Source organism: Brachybacterium sp. SYSU DS0246 (genome assembly GCF_059391765.1).
In genome coordinates this window covers 82,961-105,986 of the sequence record NZ_JBZXYT010000001.1, presented here as the reverse complement: position 1 = coordinate 105,986, position 23,026 = coordinate 82,961, and the positions used below count along the sequence as shown (strand labels likewise).

Here is a 23,026-nt window from a genome sequence, read left to right as displayed (position 1 = left end):
CTCACGGGTCGATGAGGCCGGTGCGGTAGGCGGTGACCGTGGCCTGGGTGCGGTTCTCGGCGCCGAGCTTGCGCAGCACCGAGGCGACGTGGGTGCGCACGGTCTCCGCCCCGAGGACGAGCTCCTGGGCGATCTGGGCATTGGTCGCACCACGGGCGACGGCCGCGAGCACCTCGAGCTCACGCGGGGTGAGGGCGGGGCCCGTGTAGCCGGCGGAACGTGCGCGAGGGCGCAGCAGCGATCGGACAGCCTCCGGGAACAGCAGGCTGTCGCCGTGGGCGATGGTCCGCACCGCCTGCACCATCTCCACCGCGCTCGCACGTTTGAGGAGGAACCCGGAGGCCCCGGCCAGCAGCGCGTCGAGCACGTACCCGTCGTTCTCGAACGTGGTCACCACCAGCACCTTGGGCGGCTCGGGCAGGCGCAGCAGGAGCTCGGTGGCGCGCAGCCCGTCGATCCCCGGCATCCGCACGTCCATGCAGACGACGTCGGCCGGGGCCCGCCGTGCCAGGGCGAGCGCGTCAGCGCCGTCCCCGGCCTCGCCGACCACCTGGAGGTCCTCCTCGGCCTCGAGGATCATGCGCATGCCCTGCCGCACCATCGGCTCGTCGTCGACCAGCAGCACGCGTACCGGCGACGGGGCGGAGTCCGTCCGAGCGGTCATGGCAGGGGCCTTTCCGAGAGGATCGGGAGCACGGCGCGGGCACTCCAGGTGCCCTCGCCAGGGCCCGCCTCCAGCGTGCCACCCCACAGAGCGAGCCGCTCCTGCAGTCCGTGCAGCCCTCGCCCGCCGGAGGGCGCCGAGTCCTGGGCAGCCTCCCGGGCGCTGAGGGGATTGCTCACCTCGAGCACGACGGCCCCTCGCCGCCCCGAGTCCTCGCCGTGCCCGAGCCGGAGGTGGACGGGCCCCTCGCCCCCATGGCGGTGAGCGTTGGTCAGCAGTTCACCGAGGATGCGCGTGAGGTGCTCCTGCTGCGCTGCGGGCAGGGCCCCGAGCACAGCATCCGGAACCTCCCTGTGCATTCGGAGGTCCATGCCGGCCCGGATCTGGTTCTCGGCCAGGCCGTCGATCCGCTCCGGAAGCGAGAGGAGGCGCGGAACGGCACCGCCGCCCGCCTCCGCCGTGGCGGTGTCGGTGGCGATCCGGCCTGCTCCGTCGGCGTGCTCGTCCCGAAGGTCGGCGAGCACGCCGTCGAGCTCCTCGAGGGCCTCGCGTGCCGTGCGCTCGATCCTCTCGAGCGCCTCCCGGGCAGCGCCCGGGTCCCGTTCCAGGACGCGCCCGCCGGCGGCGGCCTGGACGCTGACGACGGTCAGTGCGTGGCCGATGCCGTCGTGGAGGTCGCGGGCGATGCGGGTGCGCTCGGCCTCCTGGGAGACCCGGGCCAGGGCCACATCCAGCCGGTCCCTCGCCGTCGGCCCCAGCAGCGACGGCGCGAGGGCGGCCGCCAGCCCGCCCAGCGGCCACGCCGCGCCGAGCGCGAGGAGCACCCCGAGCAGCGCCACCACCGCGAGAGCGACCCGCCCCGCGGGCGCGCCGGGGACGGTCAGCACCGAGCCGCCGCCACCCGTCGCCATCTCGGCGAGCATCAGCAGGGACGCCGGCAGCAGCATCGTGAGGCACACCGCCGCGAGCAGGCCCAGCAGCAGATGCAACTGCACCCACGCGATGTCCTGGATGCGGTGGACGAGGCCGGGCCGGCGCGGCACCACCAGCTCCGCCCGCACACCGAGCATCGAGCGGGCGGCGGTCACCTCGAGCTCCCGCACCCCGGGGACCAGCCCCAGCAGGCCACCGACGGCCACCGCCGCCGCCACGACCAGGACGGTGCGCCCCGGGGCGAGCAGAAGATCGGCCGAGCCGGGCACGAGCAGGGCGAGGGCGAGCACGACGGCGGTGCCGATCGCCGCGCCCGTCATCAGCCACGCGAAGCGGCGGCCGTGCCGTCGGATGTTCACGCCCCCATCCTGGCCGAGGGCAGGGTGCCGGGGCGAGCGGAACCCACTGAGCGGCGCTCCAGGACGTAACCCCACACGGCGAGCGCGAGCGTCGGCCCCCAGAACCAGCAGGGGAAGACCAGGGCGAAGGCGATCATGCTGCCGATCCCGCCCTGGGCGGCCCCGAGGATCATCGGCGCCGCGGCGAAGCACAGCAGGGCCGCGACGGTGAACCCGGGCACCGCTGCCGTCGCCACGGGCACGGTGCGGCCGCCGACGACGGGAAACCAGCGCGGGAATACTTCACCCCATGGCCGGATCAGGCCCACGGTCAGCACCACGCCGGCCCACGCCCCCGTGGACAGCGCCAGACCCCACACGCGCCCGGTGAGATCCCCCTCCACCGCGGCCCCTCCGAACAGCGGCCACGGGGTCAGCCAGGTCAGGCGCGCGAGGGCGTAGGGCAGGGGCCCGCAGGCGGCGAGCAGCGTGAGAGCCCGGCGGTGGCGCAGCGTCCACGCCTCCAGCCGTTCCAGCGATCCCCTGCGGCGCAGCGCGAGGAGGGTGATCACGGCCCAGAGGGTGCCGGTGATCACGAAGTGCGCGGTCGCCAGCATGTTGCCACCGACGGCGAGGAACGAGGGGATGAGCTGCCCGAGGATCTCGGCGATCAGACCCCACCCGGCGACGGCCGCGGCGGCCAGTGCGACGAGGAGGGGCACCCCCGCCGCCCACCGGAGCCGTCCACGGTGACGCACCAGAGCAAGAGCGATCATGACCAGTGCGAACGGCACGGCGAAAGCGATCAGGTACCCGGCATGGGCGAGGGTCGCGAAGCTGCCGAAGCCGAGTCCGAACAGGGCGACCTGGAGGATGCCGGCCACGGCCAGCAGATGGACCGGCCACCGGCCGCCGGCACCCCGCTGGTCCCGGCCCGATCGGGCCAGGGCCACCCCTGCCGCGACGGCACCGAGCGATGCGGCGACCAGCTGCAGCCAGTACGTGGGGAGGGGCCCGATCACGCCCAGCAGCAAGGGTGCGTCGGCGGCGTCGGCGTAGAGCGCGGCCGACGGCGCCAGCAGCCAGCGCAGGCCCAGAGCGGCCGTGATCAGGCTGGAGAGCGTTGCGAGAGTCAGCAGCAGACGCAGCCGACTGTGAGCGCCCGTCCGATCGCGGTCAGCGGTGCCCGACCGGGAATCGAGCCGGGTGGCGGACGGTGTGGTCGAGGAGACGGAAGGTCGGGACTGTGTATTCATGCCTCGAGCGTCCGCTCCCGGGCGCGCCGCACCCTCCCCCATACGGGGGAGCTGCCTCCCCCGGTGATCATGACGAAGGGCGACATCTCACGGCGCGGGCGCCCGAGGGGACGCAGGCTCCCGACGGGCGCACGCCGCGCACCTGCACCGTTCGCCGGCGGTATCAGCCCAGGAAGATCCCGTTGCCGGGTCCCAGCGGCAAGTCTAAGAAGAAGAACACCGCCAGCAGGATCGTCCACACCAGCCAGAACGGCACCACGAACGGCAGCATCCGGGACATCAGCGTGCCCAGGCCGGCCTCGGGCTCGTACTTCCGCAGCATCCCCAGCAGCACGATCATGTACGGGTTCATGGGGGTGATGACCTGGGTGGCGGAGTCACCGACGCGGAACGCGGCCTGAGTGAACGCGGGCTCGTAGCCGATCAGCGAGAACATCGGCACGAACACGGCGGCCATGATCGCCCACATGCCCGAACCGGAGATGATGAACAGGTTCAGGCAGCTGGCCAGCACGATGAAGCCGAGGATGGCCGCGAAGCCCGTCAGCCCCGTCGCCTCCAGACCGTTCGCCCCGGTCACGGCGATCCACGTGCCGATGCCGGACCAGTTGAACAGGGCGATGAAGTTGCCGAGGATGAAGGCGAGGACGACGAAGGGCAGCATCTCCTTGAGCGCATCGGACATCATCCGCACCGCATCCCGGCTGCTGCGCAGGACGCCGGTGACCACGCCATAGGCAATGCCCAGCACCATGAAGTAGCTGACCACGATGAACACGATCGAATCCAGCAGCGGGGACTTGGGCAGGAAGCCGCCGTCCTCGTTGCGCCACGGCGAGCCGGGCAGCAGGAATGCCAGCAGGAAGAGCGCAGTCAGCACCACGGCGCTGAGAACGGCGATCAGCAGACCCCGGTTCTCCACGGAGGTGAGGGCGGCACGCATCTGCTGGGCGTCGTCGGCCGGCTCCTCCCCGTCCACCGCCGTCTCGTCGACGGGCACACCCTGGCGGGACAGTCGGGGCTCGATGATCCGGTCGATGATGAATCCGGCGACGAAGCCCAGGATCAGCGAGGAGACGATGTTGAAGAACCAGTTCGAGATCGGGTTGACCGGCGTGAACTCGTAGCCGGGCAGCGCACCCATCACCGAGGTGGTGATCCCGGCGAACAGCGCATCGAGGCTGGTGGGGAATATGTTGGTGGAGTACCCGGCGCCGGCGGCCGCGAACCCGCCCAGCAGGCCGGCGACGGGGTGGCGACCGGCGGCCTTGAACACGAGCGCGGCCAGGGGCGGGACCACCACGAAGGCGGAGTCGGCCATGATCGAGGAGACCACGCCGACGAACCCGACCACGTAGGGCAGCATCCACGCCGGTGAGGAGCCGAAGGTCTTGCGGATCGCGGCGCCCAGCAGCCCGGAGTGCTGGGCGATGCCGATCGCCAGCAGGATCGGCAGCACGGTCACCAGCGGCGGGAAGCCGATGTAGTTCTCGCCCAGGGTGGTGGTCAGCCAGGTCAGGCCCTCCCCGGTGAACAGCCCCTTGATGGCGGTCGGCTCGTCGGCGCCGGGCACCTCGACGACCACGCCGGCCATCGCCATGGCCGTGGAGACCACGCCCGTGATCAGGAACAGGATCACGAACAGCATGAACGGTTCGGGCAGTTTGTTGCCCGCTCGTTCGACGCCGTTGAGGATCCGGTCGGTCAGCCCGGCCTTGGCCGGGGTGTTCGGTGCAGTGCTCACGGGGACTCCAGTCGGATCGGGGTGGCGAGGAGGCGCGGGGGTCGGTCAGTCGAAGTAGGAGGGGACGTCGATGGCGCCGCCGGCCTCCTCGAACTCGGTGGCGACGGCCCGGGCCAGCTGCGGGTCGTGGAGGGCGTCGAGCACGGTGGCAGCCAGGCCGTAGGCCCCGTCGGCCGCGGCGGAGCGGGCCTGGTCGGAGACCGCCCAGGTCGCGAACTCACGGGTGTGCAGCGCGACCTCGGAGGGAGCCACCTTGATGACGGGGTGGATGCCGGGGATGCGGTAGCTGACGTTGCCGAAATCGGTGGAGGCGGCCAGGATCGGGGAGACCACGCCGAAGGGCAGCGGGTCGCGGCCGCGGCGGCGCTGCGCCTGCACCCAGCGACCGGTGAGGGCCTCATTGGTGCGCACCGGCAGCGACGGCGGGTGCTGATCCCAGCCGACGGTGACGCCGACGCCCGCCATCAGCGCCGCGCCGCGAGCGGCATCCTCGACGCGCCGCGAGAGGTCCTTGAGCGTCTCGGGCCGCTGGGAGCGCACGTACATGTCGAGCTTGGCGTAGTCGGGGATGACGCTCGCGCGGTCCCCGCCCTCGCGGATCACGGCGTGGATGCGGTCCGACGGCGGGGTCTGCTGTCGCAGCAGCCCGATGCCCTGGTACAGCAGGTTCGCGGCGTCCAGCGCGTTGCGCCCCATGAACGGCTGGGCCGAGGCGTGGGCGGTGTGCCCGTGGTACTCGACGGTCAGGGTCCGGCGGCCCAGCCAGATCTGGTCGGCCAGGTCGTACCCGTAGGGGTGGGCCATCACCGCGGCGTCCAGCCCCTCGAAGGCACCCTCGCGCGCCATGAACTCCTTGCCGGTGTGACCCTCCTCGGCGGGCGTCCCGAGGAACACCACCCTGCCGGGCACGGCCGACGGGTCGGTGGCAGCAAGCTCGGCCAGGGCGAGGAAGGCACCCAGGCCCATCACGGCGATGACGTTGTGGCCGCAGCCGTGGCCCACGCCGGGCAGCGCGTCGTACTCGGAGAGGATCGCCAGCGTGGGGGCATCCTCGGCGTCGCCGCCCTGCCCCACGATCTCGGCGCGGATCGCAGTGTCCAGCCCGTGCACGCCCACCTGCGCTTCGACGCCGTGGGCTGCCAGCACGTCGGCGATGGCCCGGGCGGAGCGATGCTCCTCGAAGGCGACCTCGGGATGCTCGCCGAGATCCAGCATCAGAGCGGCCATCTCCCCGGCATCACGCTGGACGAGCTCCTCGAGCCGGTCGTGCAGGGCGGTCGCGGCGCCCTCGAAGGCGGAGCCCGGATGGGACGCGGTGCGCATGGCCAGCTCCCGCTCCTCGTCCAGCTGCTGGAGATAGGCGGTGGAGACCTCGGAATGCTGAGCGCCGGGGCGCGCGGACGGCTGAGAAGACATGGATCGAGGATAAGCATCCGCACCCGCGACCACGTACCCTCGGGGCCGCACGCGTGAACCGCTCTTCTCCGCCCGAGGACGCCCCATGTCTCAGCTGACCGCTCTGATCGACCCTGCCGCCATCCGGCTCGACGTCCCCGCCGCCGACTGGCGCGAGGCGATCCGCCTGTCCGGCGATCTGCTGGTCTCCAGCGACGTCACCGATGCCGCGTACACCGAGGCGATGATCCGCACCGTCGAGGAGCACGGCCCGTACATCGTGATCACCCCCGGATTCGCGCTCGCGCACTCACGACCCGACGAGTCGGTCCACCGCACCGGAATGTCCTTCGTGCGCCTGGCCGAGCCGGTCTCCTTCGGCCACGAGACCAACGACCCGGTCCACCTGGTGATGGCACTGGCCGCCGCCGACAGCTCCGCCCACCAGTCGGCCCTCGCCGCCCTGGCCGGAGTCCTGGCCGACCCGGCCGGACGCACGGCGCTGGAGACGGCCTCCTCCCCGCGACAGGTCCTGGCCGCGCTCGGCGGCGAGAGCGTCGGCACCGCCCCGGCCGACGCCGCACCCGGAACCGCCACGTCGGGGGCCGACGACGTCGAGCGTTCCGCGTCGGACCCCGGACCCGCCTCACCGGATGCCGGTGGCACCGCAGCGGGCGCGGGAACGTCAGCACCTGCCGCCGACGCCACCGAGGACACGGTCCCCTCGAAGAACCTCCTGTTCACGGTGTGCGGCAACGGCCTGGGCACCAGCCTGTTCCTGAAGAACACCGCCGAGCAGGTCCTGAGCCGCTGGGGCTGGTCCTCCCACCTCAGCGTCGAGGCGACCGACACCATCTCCGCCAAGGGAAAAGCGAAGGACGCCGACGCCATCCTCACCTCGGGCGCGATCGCGCAGACCCTCGGCGATGTCGGCGTACCCGTCGAGGTGATCGAGAACTTCACCTCCCAGACCGAGGTCGACGCGGCGCTGCGACGCCTCTACGCCGTCTGACCCACCCTTTCCCACCTTCCACGGAGCAGCCCCCATGAACGTGCTCGTCGCGATCGCCCAGTTCCTCGTCAACGAGTTCCTGAGCGTGCCCGCCTATCTCATCGGCATCATCACCGCCGTCGGCCTGATCGCCCTGCGCAAGACAGCCGGCCAGGTGGCGGGCGGTGCCATCAAGGCGGTCCTCGGCTTCCTGCTGATCGGAGCCGGCGCCACTCTCGTCACCGCCTCCCTCGCCCCGCTGGGAGTCATGATCCAGGGCGCCCTCGGTGCCCAGGGCGTCGTCCCCACCAATGAGGCGATCGCCGGCATCGCCCAGGAGGAGTTCGGCGCGCAGGTCGCGTGGCTGATGATCCTCGGCTTCGTGGTCGCGATCGGGCTGGCCCGCTTCACCCCGCTGCGCTACGTCTTCCTCACCGGCCACCATCTGCTGTTCATGGCAACCCTCATCACCGTGGTGATGGCCTCGGCCGGGATGCCCACGGCGATCGTCGTGGTCCTGGGCGCGGTCCTGCTCGGGATCCTCATGGTCTCCCTGCCGGCTCTCTCCCAGCCCTGGACCCGACGCATCTCCGGGGACGACTCGATCGCCATCGGCCACTTCGGCACCGCCGGGTACATCGCCGCCGGCACCGTCGGCCGCCTGGTCGATCCGCGCGGACGCAGTCGTTCCACCGAGGACCTCAAGGTCCCCGAGTCATTGCACTTCCTGCGTGACTCGATGGTCGCCACCGCCCTGTCGATGGTGCTGATGTACCTGGTCGTCGCCGTCGTCTACCTCGCTCGCGCCGGGCAGGCCACGGCCTTCGAGGCGTTCGAGGGCGGCGCGACCGACGTCGGCAACTACCTCATGCAGTCCGTGACCCAGGGCCTGCAGTTCGGCATCGCCGTGGCCGTGATCCTGTTCGGCGTGCGCACCATCCTCGGTGAGCTGGTGCCCGCGTTCCAGGGCATCGCCGCCAAGGTGGTCCCCGGCGCGATCCCCGCCCTCGACGCCCCGATCGTCTTCCCCTACGCGCAGAACGCGGTGCTGATCGGGTTCCTCTCGAGCTTCGCCGGCGGCCTCATCGGACTCCTCGTGCTCGGCGTGTGGCTCGGCCCCGTGCTGGGACTGGCCCTCATCCTGCCCGGGCTGGTCCCGCACTTCTTCACCGGTGGCGCCGCGGGCGTCTACGGCAACGCCACCGGTGGGCGTCGGGGCGCCGTGGCCGGCGGCTTCGTCAACGGCCTCCTGGTCACGTTCCTGCCCGCCCTGCTGCTCAAGGTGCTGGGTACGTTCGGCTCCGCCAACACCACCTTCGGCGACACCGACTTCGGCTGGTTCGGCATCCTGATCGGCTACGGCGCCCGCACCGGCGTGGTCCCGGGCGTGGTGCTGCTGGCCGTGATCGGAGCCCTCATCCTGGGCTCGGCCGTACTCGTCCAGCGCCGCGTGGTCGACGCCGGCTGGGATCCCGCACCGGCACGGCCCGGGGCTTCTGCGGCGGCCGGTGCCGCGACGGCCGTCGCTGACGCTGCCGGTGGGAGCGGTGCGCCGGCCGGGCAGCAGTCTTCCGCCGACGCGAGCACCCGGCGCTACCCCCGGGTAGCCCCGCCGAGCGGGGCCCCTGCCCCTCCGCCCCCGCCGCGCGGCTGACTCAGCACGGCCACGCGCCCGCGCCCGCGCCAGGCAGGCACCCGTCCGGCTGCGTGCCCGGAACACCCTGCTGCGAATCCGCCGCCGCCCCGCTCCCGCGGCGGCCTCGTGCCGCTGCGGGCTCGCCCGGTGCCATGCCGGAGGTCACGGCTGCATGTCCATCCCCCGCGTGCGGTGTCGCAGGCTCCGTCGGCCGCGTATCATCCCAGCACGATGCGCGGCCGCCCACCCTGCTGGCCGCGCCCTGTCAGCCAGCGCTCGGCCGCCGCGATCCGGCGGGCCGTCGATGGCTCGGTGACCCCCTGGGCACATCCTTGTCCTTCCCCACCCTTCTTCCGCCGCTCCTCGGCGCACACTTCGGAGGCGAACTGTGAGTGCATCGACCCCCTCCCCCGGCACGACGGGCCGGAGAGCAGACCGCGGCGCCTTCGCCGGGCGCGCCGCCTTCATCTTCGCCGCGATCGGCTCGGCCGTCGGGCTCGGCAACATCTGGCGATTCCCGGCCGTGGCCTATGAGAACGGCGGCGGCGCCTTCATCCTTCCGTACCTGGTCGCGCTGCTGACGGCGGGCATCCCGCTGCTGTTCCTCGACTACGCGATCGGGCACCGCTGGCGCGGCTCCGCCCCGGCCGCGTGGCGTCGCTTCACCCGCTGGACCGAGTTCATCGGCTGGTGGCAGGTGCTGATCGCGACGATCATCGCGGTCTACTACGCCCTGATCATCGCCTGGGCCACGAACTACACGGTCTTCTCGGTCGACCAGCGCTGGGGCGACGACCCGGCCGGCTTCTTCGGCGAGTACACCCAGGCCCTCGGCGGTCCCGACGTGGTCATCAGCTTCGACATCGTCCCGGCCGTCATGATCTCGATGGTCCTGGTCTGGCTGGCGGTGATCGCGGTGATGTGCCTCGGCGTCCACGGCGGCATCGGCCGCAGCGCGATCGTGTTCATCCCGCTGCTCATCGCCATGTTCCTGATCCTCGTGGTGCGCGCCCTGTTCCTGCCGGGCGCCGTCGACGGTCTGGACGCCTTCTTCCGCCCCAACTGGGCGGCGCTGCTGGATCCCGGCGTGTGGGTCGCCGCCTACGGGCAGATCTTCTTCTCGCTCTCGGTGGCCTTCGGCATCATGCTCACCTACGCCTCCTACCTCAAGAAGAAGACCGACCTCACCGGTTCCGGCCTGGTCGTGGGCCTGGCGAACTCGAGCTTCGAGATCCTCTGCGGCATCGGCGTGTTCTCCGCACTGGGCTTCATGGCCCAGGCCCAGGGCGTGCCGATCGGCGAAGTGGTCACCGACGGCGTGGGGCTGGCCTTCATCGCCTTCCCCGCGATCATCACCGAGGCTCCCGCCGGCGCCCTGATCGGCGTGCTGTTCTTCGGGTCCCTGGTGCTGGCCGGGTTCACCTCGCTGATCTCGATCGTCGAGGTCGTCATCGCCGCGATCCAGGACAAGTTCGGCCTGGCCCGCATCCCCGCCACCCTCGGGGTGTGCCTGCCGCTGGCGATCGTCTCGGTGGCGCTGTTCTCGACCACGATGGGTCTGCCGCTGCTGGACGTGCTGGACAAGTGGGTCAACGAGTACGGCATCGTCGCGGCCGCCCTGGTCTCCACGATCGTGGTGACCTACATCGTGCGCGGCCTGCCCACGCTGCGCGACCACCTCAACCACCAGGGCACCTTCCCCGTCGGCCGCATCTGGATGATCGCGCTGGCCGTCATCGCCCCCATCGTGCTGGGCATCTCCCTGATCTCCAGCACCCTCACCCTGCTGACCGCCGAGGGCACCTACGAGGACTACCCGGGCTGGTTCGTGCTCGTGTTCGGCTGGCTGATGGCGATCGCGCTGGTCGTCATCGCGATCGGGCTCTCCCTGCTGCCGTGGCCGGCCGGATCGAACCTCCACAAGGCCGACTCCGAGGGTGACGAGATCGCCCCCGAGGCGGTCGCCGGCCAGGGCCTCGGCGGAGACGTCGCGACCCCGCACGAGCTGCGGTCCACGCCGGCGCGGTGAGGATCGGGCCTCGCGGCGGGGACACTCTCGCCGCGGGCCCGCCTCCCGGCCGGCGACGCCCCCGTCCCGCGACAGCTCGACCAGCAGCAGAGTCATCCCAGCATCCCGACCGATCGGAGAATCCCGTGTCCGTCTCAGCCATCATCATGATGATCGTCGCGATCGTGACCGTGTGGGGCGGCCTCGCCGCCGCCATCGTCAACCTCGCGCGCCACCCCGAGCAGAAGGACTGACCGCGCGAGCGTCACCCCCGGCATCCCTGGGTTGAGCACCGGCTCCGGCATCCCTGGGTTGAGCACCCCCTCCAGCGGGCCGGAATGAGCTTCCGATAACGGCCTCTCGGAGAGGGTGCCCGGCCGGCAGCGCCCGCGCCCCGGCCTCAGTCGCGCACGGCGGCGCTCGCCTCGATCTCGACCAGCTGACCGGGGTAGCCCAGCACCGTCACGCCCATCAGGGTGCTCGGTGCGGGATGCTCGCGGAAGGCGTCGCGGACCACGTCCCAGGCGCTCACCAGATCGGCCTGCTCGCTCGAGGCCACCAGCACCCGCGTGCTGACCACGTTCTCCAGGCTGGCGCCGGCCTCGGCGAGGGCGACGATCATGTTCTCCACGCACTTCGCGGCCTGAGCGGCATGGTCGCCCGGGGCGACGACGTCCCCGGCCTTGTCCAGCGGGCAGGCCCCGGCGAGCACTACCAGCCTCGCGGGAGGTTCCACCGTCGCCGAGTAGCAGTACTGGACGGTGTCGGTGAGGATCGCCGAGCTGTTCAGGGTGACGGCGTGGGACATGAGACAGCCTTTCGAGACGCGCTGAGCGGTCGACGGGGAGTCTGTCACCGATGGATCGGGAACTGCGCCCCGGTCCAGTACGCGAGGACCACAGCGACCACCGAGCCGGCCAGCACCACGATGTCCCACGAGGTGATCTTGAGGTACGCCAGGCGCAGCGTCCGCCCGGCGCGGTGATGTGCACCGTAGGTGAATCCCCGGGTCTCCAGCGCCTCGACCGTCGTGCGCACGTTCTTCGCGGTGTTGAGCATGATCGGGTAGAAGGCCGTCACCGCGAGCGTGCTCCACCGCAGGATCACCCGCCACCCCAGCACCCCTCTGCGCTCGACGGGGGCGTGACGCAGCAGCTGACCGTCGAAGACGGTCACGTACTCGTCCACCAGGATCGGCAGCATCCGGTACCCGTAGCTGACGCCGAAGGCCAGAAGCTCCGGCGCGCGCAGTGCCAGCAGCGCGTCGGAGAGCTTCTCCGGCTCCAGTGACACGAAGGCCGCCATCGAGGCCATCGAGACCGCGCCCAGTTTGAGGTTGAGCTCTCCCAGGGCGACGAGCGTCCCGAGATCACCGCCGAACACGAATGCGGCGGCGAACAGGCCGACCGCGTTGCCGATCAGTCCGACCAGGAACAGCCCCAGGACCAGGGGGCCCACCCGAGCGAGCACGACGGCGACCGCGCCCATCACGAACAGGATCATCAGCACGGTGAGGTTGTGCGTGAACCACGGCGCCAACGCGGCCAGCACGTACCAGGCCAGCACCATGCGCGGATCCATTCGGGCGAACATTCCCCCGCGTGTCGAGTACGCGGTGCGCAGCAGCTCCAGGCGCACCCATTCCACGCTCAGGACGTCTCGGGTCTTGCGGGCCATCAGCGCTCCTCGAGGGTGGTGCCCGCGGCAACGGCCGGGGCGGGGACCGCGCCGGCCGCCGGCTGCGGGACGAGGGACGATGCCGTAGCGGTTCCGAGCCGGGCACGCAGCGCGGCCGCGGTCAGCGGCAACGGCTCCAGGCCCAGTTCCCGGGCGATGCGGGCGGCCTGCGGCGGCACCAAGCGGGCCCGGGCGGTGATCTCCGGCGCGGAGAACAGCTCGCGCGGGGTGAGGTCGGCCAGGACCCGGCCCTGGTCCAGCACGAGCACTCGACTGGCCCAGCTCGCGACGAGTTCCATGTCGTGCGTGGCCACCACGGCGCAGCGGACCGACTCCGATAGAGAGGCGAGCATGCCGGTGACGTCGTCCCGGGATCGGATGTCCAGGCTCGAGGTCGGTTCGTCCAGCAGCAGCAGCTGCGGGCGCATCGCGAGGCCGATGCCGATGGTGGCCCGGCGCTGCTGGCCGCCGGAGAGGGTGCGCCCGTCGCGGTCTGCGAACGGGGCCAGCCCGACACGGTCGATGACCTCCTCGACCATGGCGTGCGCGCCGGGAACCTGGCGCCCCTCGGGGAACAGCGCGATGTCGGCCCGCACGCTGTCCTTGAGGAACATTCGCTGCGGCTGCTGGTACAGGTAGGAGACGTGGTCGGCGAGCTGTGCGGCCGAGCGGCTGCGGGTATCGACGCCGTCGACGGTGACCGTGCCCTGGCGCGGGACGATCAGACCGGTCAGCAGTTTCATCAGGGTGGTCTTGCCGGCGCCGTTGGTACCGACCAGCGCGATCCGTTCCCCGGCGGACAGGGTCAGGTCGATGCCCTGCAGCACCGGGGTCAGCGCGCCGCTGACGCTGCGGTAGCCGTGCTCCACGGCCCGCAGCGAGGCGACGACCTCCGCGGGCGCTCCCGCGGAGCCGAGCGTGTGGTCGGGGCCGGGCGCCTGCTCGGGCTCTGCTCCGGTCCGACCCGGACGGACGTGCGGTCGCAGGACGCGGGCGGCCGAGGGGACATCCAGAGCCACGGGCCGGGCACCGACCGCCGCGGAGACAGCGACGGCATCCGGCGCGGGAATGCCGTGGGCCTCGAGGTCACCGTGGCGGTCCATCGCCTCCTGGACGGGCAGATGCCACACCGGGGCACCGTCGGCCATCAGCACCACGGAGCGGGCGAACTCGGCGATGAACTCCGCGTGGTGCTCGATGGTCACCACCGTGATCCCGTGCTGCTCGTTGAGCTCACGCAGACGCAGATAGATCTCCCGGGCCCGCGCCGGGTCGAGCTCGGCGACGGGCTCATCGACCACCACCACTTCGGGGCGCATCGCCAGCACCGCAGCGAGCGCGACCAGATGGGACTGCCCGCCGGAGAGCTGCCAGACGAAGCGATCGAGAAGGTGGGAGATGCCGAGCTGCTCGAGGGCCTCCTCGGTGCGCTCACGGTGATCGGCGCGTCCGAAGTTCAGAGGGCCGAAGGAGACCTCGTCGCGCACCGTCGGCCGCACCAGCTGGTTCTGGAAGTCCTGGTAGACGTAGCCGACGCGGCTGGAAAGCTCGGCGACGGATGAGTCCCAGGTGTCCTGGCCGTCCACGTGCACCGAGCCGGCGAAGTCCCCGTTCCAGTAGTGCGGGACCAGGCCGTTGAAGGTCTTGCACAGGGTGGTCTTGGCGGATCCGTTGCCCCCGACCACCGCGACGAAGTCGCCACGGGCGATGGTGAGATCGACGTTGCGCAGGGTGTCGCGATCGGTGCCGGGATAGCGGAAGGACAGGTCCTTCACGCGGATCACCGCATCGGTGTCCACCGGATCGTCACGGTCGGTCGGGGTGGCGGTCTGCACAGGGAGCTCCTGGTCTCGGATCCTGATCAGTTCTCGGTGCCGGTGGGCCCGGGAGCGCCGGTGTGCGCGGGTGTGCCCGAGCGGCGGAACAGCAGCACGGAGACCGCCATCACGACCACGATCGCGGCCACCGAGACCCAGAGGAACCCGTTGCCGAAGCGGTCCAGGAAGTCCGGTTCCCAGGCACCGGCGCTGAGGTCGAACGCCTCGAGGAACGCGAAGCCGAAGGAGGCGATGCTCAGCAGCACCACCGCGCCGACGAACAGCGGGCCGCGCGGGGTGTCCCCGGGGATGGGCTCGCCGGGCACACGGGGCCGCAGACCCATGAGCGGTTCGATCTTCCCGTACAGGGCGGGCACCAGCCACATGGCGGGGATCGCCCCGAACAGGATGCCGCTGATCACCACGTCGGTGACCAGACCGACGGTCTCGACGGCGATGATCGACTGCGGCAGCCCGGTGACGTACTCGGCGTCCTCGACCCCGATCCAGACCTTGGCCATGTCCACGACGGCGGAGAGCACCTTGTCGATGAGGATGATGCAGACGGCGCTGACGCCGACCTGTGCGCGGCTGCGCGGATTGCGGACGAGCGAGCCGCCGATGTAGATCGCGAGGAACATCTGCACGTATCCCTCGACCTCGGCGAGGCCGGAGAAGTCGCCCATGAGCAGGTCGGTGAACACGATCTCGCCGAGCGGGGCACCGAGCGCGGCCCAGAACGGGGACAGCAGCCCGGCCATGGCGACGGGGATGAACATCATGTTCGAGATCGACAGGTCGATGGGTCCGATCGTGATGTCGGGGATGATCTCGAGCAAGATGTTCGACAGCCCGAACAGGGACATCGACAGGACGAAGATCATGAGCTTCTGCGAAGTGGTCAGGTGGGCCGAGCGGATGCCGTCGACGGCGCCGCGCAGGGTTCCGCGGCGCTGATCCTGGTCGGGTTCCGGCAGCGGTGAGGGCGTCTGGGTGGTCATGAGAACTCCTGTCGATGCGTGCGGGGCGAACGGACGGGGCGGACGGGTCGGGTCGGTGGAGCAGGCGCGGGCCGGGGTCAGGGACGGCCCGGGGCGAGTGCGGCGAGCACCTCGATCACCTGATCCGGCGAGTCGAGGACGTGATCGGCGAGCCCCTCGGCGAGGGCGGCTTCCAGCGTCGCGTCGGAGTCCTTGCCGCCGCGGAGCAGGCAGACGGTGCCGATCCCGGCGTCTCGGCCGCCGCGCCCGTCGTTGAGTGCCTTGTCGCCGACATAGACCACGTCGGCGCGGTCGCTCGGGAGGGCTGCGAGGGCGGCTTCGAAGATCGCCCGGCCGGGCTTGCGCACGCCGATCTCGTCGGAGTAGGCGGCCGGACCGATGCGGGCGGAGATCCCGTAGTCCTCGAGGATCTCGCGGACGCCGCGGCCCGAGATGGTGTTCGAGACGATGCCGACGACGATTCCTCGCTGTCGGCACCACTCGATCAGCGTGAGCGCGCCGGGACGCGGTGCCGGATGCGACTTGGCGCGGTGCAGCGCGAGGGACAGCTCGGCGGCCTCCAGGCGCAGGAGGGGGCGCAGCTGTTCGGGGAGGTCCTGCCCGATGAGGTCTGCCCAGAGCTCGGCCGGGTCGATCTCCTCGTGACGGTGTGCTGGATCCGGGGAGCTGTCCCGGCGCCGCTTGTGGGCGCGGTGGCGCTCCCAACCGGTCTCGAGGGCATCGAGGACGGTCTGCAGCTCGAGGTGGCACCCGGCTCCCCGGGCCAGCTCGACGATGCGTGAGCCGACACCGGAGAAGCGCTCCGGATTCGGCGTGGAGGAGGTGATGACCCCGCCGTGGTCGAGCAGCAGCGCCGGACGGCGGCGTGGTGCGGGCGGCGGCGGTCCGGCCGGCGCCGGTGCGCCGTCGATCGGGGTGGAGGCGCGACCCGTGCCCAGTGCGGTGCGCAGCGGGGCGATCAGTCCGCTCGGCTCCTCGACCACGAGGTCGGGGACGTCGAGGACGGGGAAGGGCGGGGTGTCGGTCCTGCGATCGCGCGTGATCATCACGGCGCCGACGCCGGCGCGGCGCCCCGCGGCGACATCGCGATCCAAGGTGTCGCCGACGTACCAGGCCGATCCGGGGTCGACACCGAGGGCCTCCGCGGCTCGCCGGATCATCCCGGGGTGCGGTTTGCGGATGCCGACCTCGTCGGAATAGACCTGCACGCCGAAGGCGTCGGACAGGCCGAGCTGATCGAGGATGCGGCGGTGGGCCCGCCCGGAGTGGGCGTTCGAGACGATGCCCAGGCGCACCCCGCCACATCGCGCGGTCTCCAGCAGCGCGGAAATGCCCTCACGCACACGGTGATCGGCGACCAGGCCGGCCATCCGCTCCAGCAGCTCGCCGGCCTCGAGCCGCATCGCAGCCCGGATCGGTGCGGGAAGGTCGGCCAGCAGGAAGTCCCCGACGATCTCGTAGCTGGTCAGCTCCCGCGGTTCCAGCCGACGGGAGGCGGCGTCCTTCCACAGCGACAGCGCCCGTCGGCCCGCGCGAAGCGACTGCTCGACGCCTTCGGGATCGAGGTCGCAGCCCAGCGAGCGCGTGCGCTCCACGATCCAGCCGGCCAGCTCGCGAGCCCAGTGCGCCCGATGCGTCGTGGTCACGACCACTCCGCCGAAATCCAGCAGCAGCGCGCTCGGAGCGGCGAGTGCCCGGGCCCCCTCCGCGGGGGCATCGAGTGCTTCGGGGGCAGTGGTCACGGGTCTCCTCGGGAAGCTGGTCCGGTCTCGCAACGGCTGGGCGTCGCACCGGCTCGGGGTCTGGATGGCTCGGGCCCTCAGGGCCTCGGGGTCTCGGGGTCTCAGGGTCTCGGGGTCTCGGGGGCTCGGGGTCCCGGGGCCTCGGGGGCTCGGGGTCCCGGGGTCTCGGGGTCACAGAACCTTGGCGTCCCGGTCTTCTGGTGGGGCCTCTCCGACGCTACGGAGCGCTGACGCCGGGGTCATGAACACCAGGTGACGGGACTGCCACAGCTCGGGGACAAGCCCTGAAAGATTTCAGCTCTCCAGGTCGTGACCGGAATCTCGGCTGATAGACCGAGCAGGTGACGTCCTCAGCGCGCCCCACCCTCGCCACCGTCGCCCGCGCCGCCGGGGTGTCCTCCGCCTCCGCGTCGATGGCCTTGAACGATCGGCCCGGCGTCAGCGCGGAGACCCGGCGGCGGGTGCTCGCAGCGGCCCGCAGCCTGCGCTACGGCCGTCGTGGCCGCGGCACGGGCCTGATCGGAGTGCTCCCGACGGATCTCGGGAACCCGTACCACACCGACGTCATCGCCGGGATCGAGGAGCGCACCGACCACGAGGGCCTGGAGGTGGTGATCGCCCACGGTCGACGGGACACCGCTCATCTCGCACGGGGGCTGCGGCGCCTGCTGGACCTCGGGGTCGACGGCGTCATCGTGATCTCGTCGTGGCTGGACCCTGCCGCGCTGGAGCAGGCGGCGCAGGTGGTGCCGGTCGTGGTGATCGGCCGCATGCAGGACCAGGTGCCCGGGGTCGACCACGTCCTGAACCACGACGAGGCCGGCGCTGCCCTTGCCGTGCACCATCTGGTGCAGTCGGGGCACCGGCGCATCGCGCACGTGACCCTGTCGGCCCGCCCCGGCCCCGCCCTGCGCCGGACCGGCTTCCTGACCGCCATGGAGCGCCATGGCCTGCGCGAGGTCGCCTCGGTGATCGGGCCGGTCCACCCGGATGACGGCATCGACCTGCTGCTGCGGGCGATTCGCCGCGGCGCGGAGGGGGCAGCCACGGCCGTCTTCGCCGCCAATGACATCGCCGCAGTGCGCGTCCTGCATCGCGCCGCCGATCTGCGGGTCCCGGTGCCGGAGCGCCTGAGCGTGGCAGGCTACGACAGCTCGGCGGTCGCGCTGACCGTCAGACCGCACCTGACCAGCGTGAACCAGCCGCGGGCGGAGATGGGGCGGCTCGCGGCACAGATGATCCGCGAACGGCTCGCAGGGCGGGCGACGGCATCGTTCAGCCGTGTCGAGCCGACCCTGCGGGTGCGGGACTCCACCGGGCCCGCGCCCCGGTGAGGTCCGGGAGCGGGCGCCGATGTGACCTGTGCCCGCACGGTTCGCGCCCACCTGGGCTCTCGGGTACGCTGTCCACTGCTCTTCGTGAGCGCTGGAGGATTCGCCTAGCGGCCTATGGCGCACGCCTGGAACGCGTGTTGGGTTAACGCCCTCGGGGGTTCGAATCCCCCATCCTCCGCCGACAGAAAATGGCTCCTGACCCAGGTCAGGAGCCATTTCCTTGTCCCGCTGGACGCCAGCGAGCCCGACCCGGCGGCCAGATCCGCGACCTTGTTGGTATGCGCGGGTCATTCCCACTCGGTCACGGATCTCGCTGCTGAGAGGGAGACGCTGAGAGGGAGACGCTGCGGGAGACGCTGAGGGGAGACGCAGAGATCCGCCGGGGACGCAGAAGGCTCTGCAAGCCCCCTAGAAGAGCGCGGGCTGCGGCGCGAGGTCGAGCGCCGACGGTGCCGCGGTCGCCCGCTGCGCCGCACCCGCGGCACGCCGCCGCTGCTCCGGCTGGTCCTCGTCCTCACGGGAGTTCAGACCGTGGCGTTGCAGCAGCGGCTCGATCCGTCGGGCGAGGTTCTTGCGGTACGACGCGGGCGCATACGAGGCGTGCTGGTAGAAGCGCCGATAGCCGGTGGCGAGTTCGGGGTGCTCCCGCTCGATCCACTCCAGGAACCACTCCTTGGCGCCCGGCCGCAGGTGCAGCGCGCCGTAGACCACCCGCGCGGCGCCGGCTTCCGCGATGCGCGCGAGCGCTTCGTCGAGCTGTGCATCGGAGTCGGTCAACCACGGCATGATCGGCATGAGGAACACCGAGACGCTGAAGCCGCGATCCGCCGCGGCCCGCACCGTCGCCAGGCGCGCGGCGGCCGAGGGCGTGCCGGGCTCGATGGCCTTCTGCAGCTCGTCGTCGAAGACGGCGATCGACATGGACAGGTCCACCGGGACCCGTTCGGCCGCCTCCGACAGCAGCGGCAGGTCTCGCCGCAGCAGGGTTCCCTTGGTCAGCACGGACAGGGGCGTGCCGCTGTCGGCGAGCGCGGAGATGATCCCGGGCATGAGTCCGTAGCGCCCCTCGGCCCGCTGGTAGGGGTCGGTGTTGGTGCCGAGCGCGACGTGGCTGCGGTTCCAGGTGCGCTTGCGGAGCTCGGCGCGCAGCACGTCGCCGACGTTGACCTTGACGATCACCTGCTGGTCGAAATCCGCTCCCGCATCGAGGTCGAGATAGCGGTGCGTGCTGCGGGCGAAGCAGTACACGCAGGCATGCGAGCAGCCGCGATAGGGATTGACCGTCCACTCGAAGGGCATCGAGCTCGCCGGCGGCACCCGGTTCAGCGCGGACTTCGCCGTCACCTCGTGGAAGGTGACGCCCTGGAACTCGGGAGTGCGGACGCTGCGCACGAGCCCGGAGAGGCCGACGAGAGCCGGAGCGTCCTCCTGACCGCTGGTCGTCTCGCCGCTGATCTCCTGCCCGCTCCACCGCATACCGAAAGTCGAACACCTGTTCGATGCGGTGTCAAGCGGCCGCGCCGCGACCGACTCCGCGTGAATCGTGACCCCGTCGAGATATCCGCACGGGCAGTTCCGGACGCCGCACGTCAGGGCGCCCGAGGATCGACGTCGCAGCCGGCGGAAGCCCGGGACCCGTCGGCCAGGACGCCGGCATCCCGTCCGCGGCGTCATCGCTTCACATATCCTGCGCACGGCGAGGACGTGACGGGGCAGGGGAGAGAGGCATGACGCACTCGGGACCAGGAGACCGACCCCCTCAGGGCGGATCGCACGGCTGGTATCAGCAGCGGACGTCGGGCCCCGCGGCTGGGGGCGGCCGGCGCGGCGGCCCGCCGTGGGCCGTGAGGGTGGTGGCCATGGGGTGCGTCGCCGCCCTCGCGCTCGTGCTCGGCGGCGGCGTCACCTACGTCGCGCTCAACCGCGGCGGAGAGGATCCCACCGCCGCGTCGACCACGTCGAGCCCGTCGGAGCCGGCGGAGGAGACACCGGAGACCCCCAGCGGCTCCGAGACCGAGGAGCCCGAGTTCACGGTGGTCTCACCGATCGACGTCCCGCCGGGTGACGTGGAGGAGCTCACGACCGTCATGGCCACCAGCCCTCTGACCGAGGGTTCCCTGCCCGACGTCGCCGACTGCGAGCTCCCGGCCACTCCGGTCGACCACGACACCGCCGAGCTCCAGGCGGTTCTCGATGCGGCCGCCGGGTGCCTGAACCAGGTCTGGGCCACCACCAGCTCGGACCGGGGCCTGCCGTGGGAGCCCCTGAGGGTCCAGGTCTAAACCTGGCCGGACATCCCCGCCTCCGAGTGCGAGTCGAGCAGTTTCGAGGAGGACTTCCCCCGCGTCTGCAGCCTCGATGCGACGGTCTACTGGCCGGCCGGCCATGGCCTGGGCGCCTCGCGGGATGACGCCGCGGACGTGCCCTCGGCGTACGTCTGGGACCTCTCGTACCTGATCATGATCTTCGTCGCGTGGAACAGCTCGCTCACCGCCTACTTCCTGGCGCTCTCGGAACAGATCTCCCCCGAGGATCCGCTCAGCTCGGAGGTGTGGCGCCGCTTCAACCTGCAGATGAGATGCCTGGCGGCGGCCTCGACCATGCAGCTGCCCTCGGCGGCGCGGCCGTCCGCCGAGCTGCGGGACCACCTGCTCGACGAGACGAACTGGGGCACCGGCGATCCGCCGCAGACCCTCGAACCCGCCTCTCGGGTGCGGTGGCTGACGGCGGGCTTCGAGTCCGACGGGGAGCTCTCGGCGTGCAACACCTGGAATGCTCCGGCCGAGGACGTCGCCCCGGCACCCTAGACGCCCGCCGGTTCCTGCGACCCTCGGCCGGACGACTCGGGCACTTGTGACCGCATCGGAACCTACGGCCGGAGCCTGCAGCGTCCCGCCCGGATATTCTGCGCCTGCAAGCACGCTGTGCAGCCAAGGGGGAAGAACGGATGTCGAGCGCAGGAACCGGCGGGAACGGGCAGGGACCGTATTACGGGGGGCACCACGGCGGCTCTGAGGGAGGCGGGTTCCCGCCGCCCCAGCCCCACGCCCAGCAGCCACAGGCTCCGTCCTTCGGTGCGGCCCCCGCGCAGCCCGGCATGGGCGGCCCCGCCGGACCCGGCGGCCCCGCCGGACCCGGCGGCCCCGGCGGACCCGGCGGACCCGGCGGACCATCGCAGTTCGGCCGGTCCCCCTCCCCCAAACGCCCCTGGGGACTGATCGCCGTGGCCTTCGGCTGCATCGCTGTCCTGGTCCTCGTCCTCGGCGGCGGCGTGGCCTTCTACGCCTTCACCCGGGGAGGCGATGAGGAACCCACCGCCTCCCCGGCCACGACCGACAGTGAGCCGACGAGCGACCCGGCCACCGAGGAGGACACGGCGAGCGACTCCGCGACGCCGAGCGAGGAGACCGAGAGCACCGAGAGCGAGGTGCCGGCGGAGAACGCCCAGTTCGAGGTGATCAGTCCGCTCGACACTCCGCCCGAGGACGCCGAGACCCTCCGGCAGATCCTGATCGAGAACCCTCTGACCGAGGGCTCGCTCCCCGACGTCGGCACGTGCGAGCTGCCCGAGACCCCGGTCGAGCACGACGTCGAGCAGCTGCAGTCACTGCTCGACGCCGCCTCGGGGTGCCTGAACCAGGTGTGGTCTCCTGCCAGCTCGGACCGCGGGCTCCCCTGGATCAGTCCCACGATCAAGGTCTTCACCTGGCCCGACGTCCCCTCTGACATGTCCTGCGACCCGGAGGACTTCACGGAGGACACCGCCCGGATGTGCAACCTCGACGGTGTGCTGTACTGGCCGATCGGGGCCGGAACCGGCGCCACCCTGAGCGACGCCGAGCACATCCCGCAGGCATACACGTGGGATCTCGCCTTCCAGTTCACCAATCCGCTGATGTGGAACAGCTCCGTGGGCCTCTACTACGCGGCCCTGAACGAGCAGCTCGCCGACGACCCCGATCAGCAGGCCGAGACGACCCGACGGTTCTTCCTCCAGCGGGAGTGCCTGGGGTCGGCCTCGACGATGCAGCTGCCCTCGAGCGCTCAGCTGGACTCCTCGCTCCAAGAGGCGCTCGCCGATCCGGCCACCTGGAACGACGGCGGCGACCCCGATGCCATCGACCCCGAGTCGCGTGCGCACTGGATCCAGGTCGGCTTCGAGTCGGGCGGAGACCTGAGCGTGTGCAACACGTGGGACGCTCCCGCCGAGGACGTCACCTGAGGGTGACCGGCGCGTCCCGTGTCACTCGGCCTGAGCGAACGTCAGCCCTTTCTCGCTCAATGCCTCGGCCAGGATGCGGATCGCCTTGGGGCCTACGCCGTGGATCGCCAATAGCTCCGCCTCCGTGCGCCTGCTGATCTTCTCGAGCGAGTCGATTCCTGCCGCCTGCAGCTCGCGCGGCGCGGTCTTGCCCAGCGCGTCCGGCAGGTCGCCCACCGGTCGAACATCCGGTGTCGCCATGGCCCTTCCCCTTCTCCTGGACGTGTGA

The 23,026-nt window shown here is 71.4% G+C and carries 20 protein-coding genes and 1 tRNA gene; 9 read left to right on the top strand and 12 right to left on the bottom strand.

The features are described 5' to 3' along the window. Position 1: 1 nt before the first annotated feature. From AC5020_RS00425 to AC5020_RS00405, 5 genes are all read right to left on the bottom strand, one after another. Positions 2–664 carry a response regulator transcription factor gene (locus AC5020_RS00425; RefSeq protein WP_464986769.1) on the bottom strand — a complete coding sequence of 221 codons (663 nt, stop codon included), beginning with the start codon at positions 662–664 and terminating at the stop codon, positions 2–4. Further along, positions 661–1,956, bottom strand: coding sequence for a sensor histidine kinase (locus tag AC5020_RS00420; protein ID WP_464986768.1), 1,296 nt, complete (start codon positions 1,954–1,956; stop codon positions 661–663). The genes AC5020_RS00425 and AC5020_RS00420 overlap by 4 nt, the downstream gene beginning before the upstream one ends. Further along, positions 1,953–3,191, bottom strand: a complete 1,239-nt coding sequence (locus AC5020_RS00415) for a hypothetical protein (RefSeq protein WP_464986767.1) — start codon at positions 3,189–3,191, stop codon at positions 1,953–1,955. Before AC5020_RS00415 ends, AC5020_RS00420 begins: the two co-directional genes overlap by 4 nt. A 163-nt stretch (positions 3,192–3,354) precedes the next feature. Then, positions 3,355–4,935, bottom strand: a complete 1,581-nt coding sequence (locus AC5020_RS00410) for an AbgT family transporter (protein ID WP_464986766.1) — start codon at positions 4,933–4,935, stop codon at positions 3,355–3,357. A 45-nt stretch (positions 4,936–4,980) separates the two neighbouring features. Beyond that, the gene (locus tag AC5020_RS00405) at positions 4,981–6,351 is read right to left on the bottom strand and encodes a M20 family metallopeptidase (protein WP_464986765.1); all 1,371 of its coding nucleotides are present in this window, start codon (positions 6,349–6,351) and stop codon (positions 4,981–4,983) included. 85 nt (positions 6,352–6,436) lie between these two features. Here AC5020_RS00405 and AC5020_RS00400 point away from each other — a divergent pair, with 85 nt between their 5' ends. The 4 genes from AC5020_RS00400 to AC5020_RS00385 all read left to right on the top strand — a co-directional run bounded on the left by AC5020_RS00400 (position 6,437) and on the right by AC5020_RS00385 (position 11,219). Continuing rightward, entirely contained in the window at positions 6,437–7,342 is a 906-nt protein-coding gene (locus AC5020_RS00400; RefSeq protein WP_464986764.1) for a PTS sugar transporter subunit IIA, read from the top strand. 34 nt (positions 7,343–7,376) lie between these two features. Further along, positions 7,377–8,975 (top strand): PTS ascorbate transporter subunit IIC, encoded by a 1,599-nt coding sequence (gene ulaA / locus AC5020_RS00395; RefSeq protein ID WP_464986763.1) that lies wholly within the window; start codon positions 7,377–7,379, stop codon positions 8,973–8,975. Positions 8,976–9,345: 370 nt separating this feature from the next. Further along, positions 9,346–10,986 carry a sodium-dependent transporter gene (locus AC5020_RS00390; RefSeq protein ID WP_464986762.1) on the top strand — a complete coding sequence of 547 codons (1,641 nt, stop codon included), beginning with the start codon at positions 9,346–9,348 and terminating at the stop codon, positions 10,984–10,986. Between the two features lie 125 nt (positions 10,987–11,111). Next, entirely contained in the window at positions 11,112–11,219 is a 108-nt protein-coding gene (locus tag AC5020_RS00385) for a methionine/alanine import family NSS transporter small subunit (protein ID WP_377793740.1), read from the top strand. Between the two features lie 146 nt (positions 11,220–11,365). Here the strand turns inward: AC5020_RS00385 and AC5020_RS00380 are convergent, their stop codons facing one another. The 5 genes from AC5020_RS00380 to AC5020_RS00360 form a co-directional block, all read right to left on the bottom strand. Continuing rightward, positions 11,366–11,773, bottom strand: a complete 408-nt coding sequence (locus tag AC5020_RS00380) for a Rid family hydrolase (protein WP_464986761.1) — start codon at positions 11,771–11,773, stop codon at positions 11,366–11,368. Between the two features lie 44 nt (positions 11,774–11,817). Continuing rightward, positions 11,818–12,642: an energy-coupling factor transporter transmembrane component T family protein gene (locus AC5020_RS00375; RefSeq protein WP_464986760.1), complete on the bottom strand. Its 825-nt coding sequence runs from the start codon at positions 12,640–12,642 to the stop codon at positions 11,818–11,820. Further along, positions 12,642–14,477: an ABC transporter ATP-binding protein gene (locus AC5020_RS00370; RefSeq protein WP_464986759.1), complete on the bottom strand. Its 1,836-nt coding sequence runs from the start codon at positions 14,475–14,477 to the stop codon at positions 12,642–12,644. The genes AC5020_RS00375 and AC5020_RS00370 overlap by 1 nt, the downstream gene beginning before the upstream one ends. 26 nt (positions 14,478–14,503) lie before the next feature. Beyond that, positions 14,504–15,460, bottom strand: coding sequence for a DUF8171 family membrane protein (locus AC5020_RS00365; protein WP_464986758.1), 957 nt, complete (start codon positions 15,458–15,460; stop codon positions 14,504–14,506). Between the two features lie 77 nt (positions 15,461–15,537). Further along, complete coding sequence (locus tag AC5020_RS00360) at positions 15,538–17,202, bottom strand: HAD-IA family hydrolase (protein WP_464986757.1); 1,665 nt, start codon at positions 17,200–17,202, stop codon at positions 15,538–15,540. Between the two features lie 341 nt (positions 17,203–17,543). On the opposite strand from AC5020_RS00360, the gene AC5020_RS00355 reads away from it, so the two are divergent. After that, positions 17,544–18,536: a LacI family DNA-binding transcriptional regulator gene (locus tag AC5020_RS00355; RefSeq protein ID WP_464986756.1), complete on the top strand. Its 993-nt coding sequence runs from the start codon at positions 17,544–17,546 to the stop codon at positions 18,534–18,536. A gap of 93 nt (positions 18,537–18,629) precedes the next feature. Then, positions 18,630–18,714 (top strand) — tRNA-Ser (locus AC5020_RS00350). Positions 18,715–18,944: 230 nt separating this feature from the next. Here AC5020_RS00350 and AC5020_RS00345 read toward each other — a convergent pair. Beyond that, the gene (locus AC5020_RS00345) at positions 18,945–20,012 is read right to left on the bottom strand and encodes an Rv2578c family radical SAM protein (RefSeq protein ID WP_464986755.1); all 1,068 of its coding nucleotides are present in this window, start codon (positions 20,010–20,012) and stop codon (positions 18,945–18,947) included. A gap of 383 nt (positions 20,013–20,395) precedes the next feature. Here AC5020_RS00345 and AC5020_RS00340 point away from each other — a divergent pair, with 383 nt between their 5' ends. The 3 genes from AC5020_RS00340 (at position 20,396) to AC5020_RS00330 (ending at position 22,758) form a co-directional block, all read left to right on the top strand. Then, positions 20,396–20,818 carry a hypothetical protein gene (locus AC5020_RS00340; protein WP_377018520.1) on the top strand — a complete coding sequence of 141 codons (423 nt, stop codon included), beginning with the start codon at positions 20,396–20,398 and terminating at the stop codon, positions 20,816–20,818. A 138-nt stretch (positions 20,819–20,956) separates the two neighbouring features. Then, entirely contained in the window at positions 20,957–21,343 is a 387-nt protein-coding gene (locus tag AC5020_RS00335; protein WP_377018519.1) for a hypothetical protein, read from the top strand. 140 nt (positions 21,344–21,483) lie between these two features. Beyond that, on the top strand, positions 21,484–22,758 hold the full coding sequence (locus tag AC5020_RS00330; protein ID WP_464986754.1) for a hypothetical protein: 1,275 nt from the start codon (positions 21,484–21,486) through the stop codon (positions 22,756–22,758). A gap of 21 nt (positions 22,759–22,779) precedes the next feature. On the opposite strand, the gene AC5020_RS00325 is transcribed toward AC5020_RS00330, so the two are convergent. Further along, positions 22,780–22,998 carry a helix-hairpin-helix domain-containing protein gene (locus AC5020_RS00325; protein ID WP_464986753.1) on the bottom strand — a complete coding sequence of 73 codons (219 nt, stop codon included), beginning with the start codon at positions 22,996–22,998 and terminating at the stop codon, positions 22,780–22,782. Positions 22,999–23,026 lie beyond the last annotated feature (28 nt).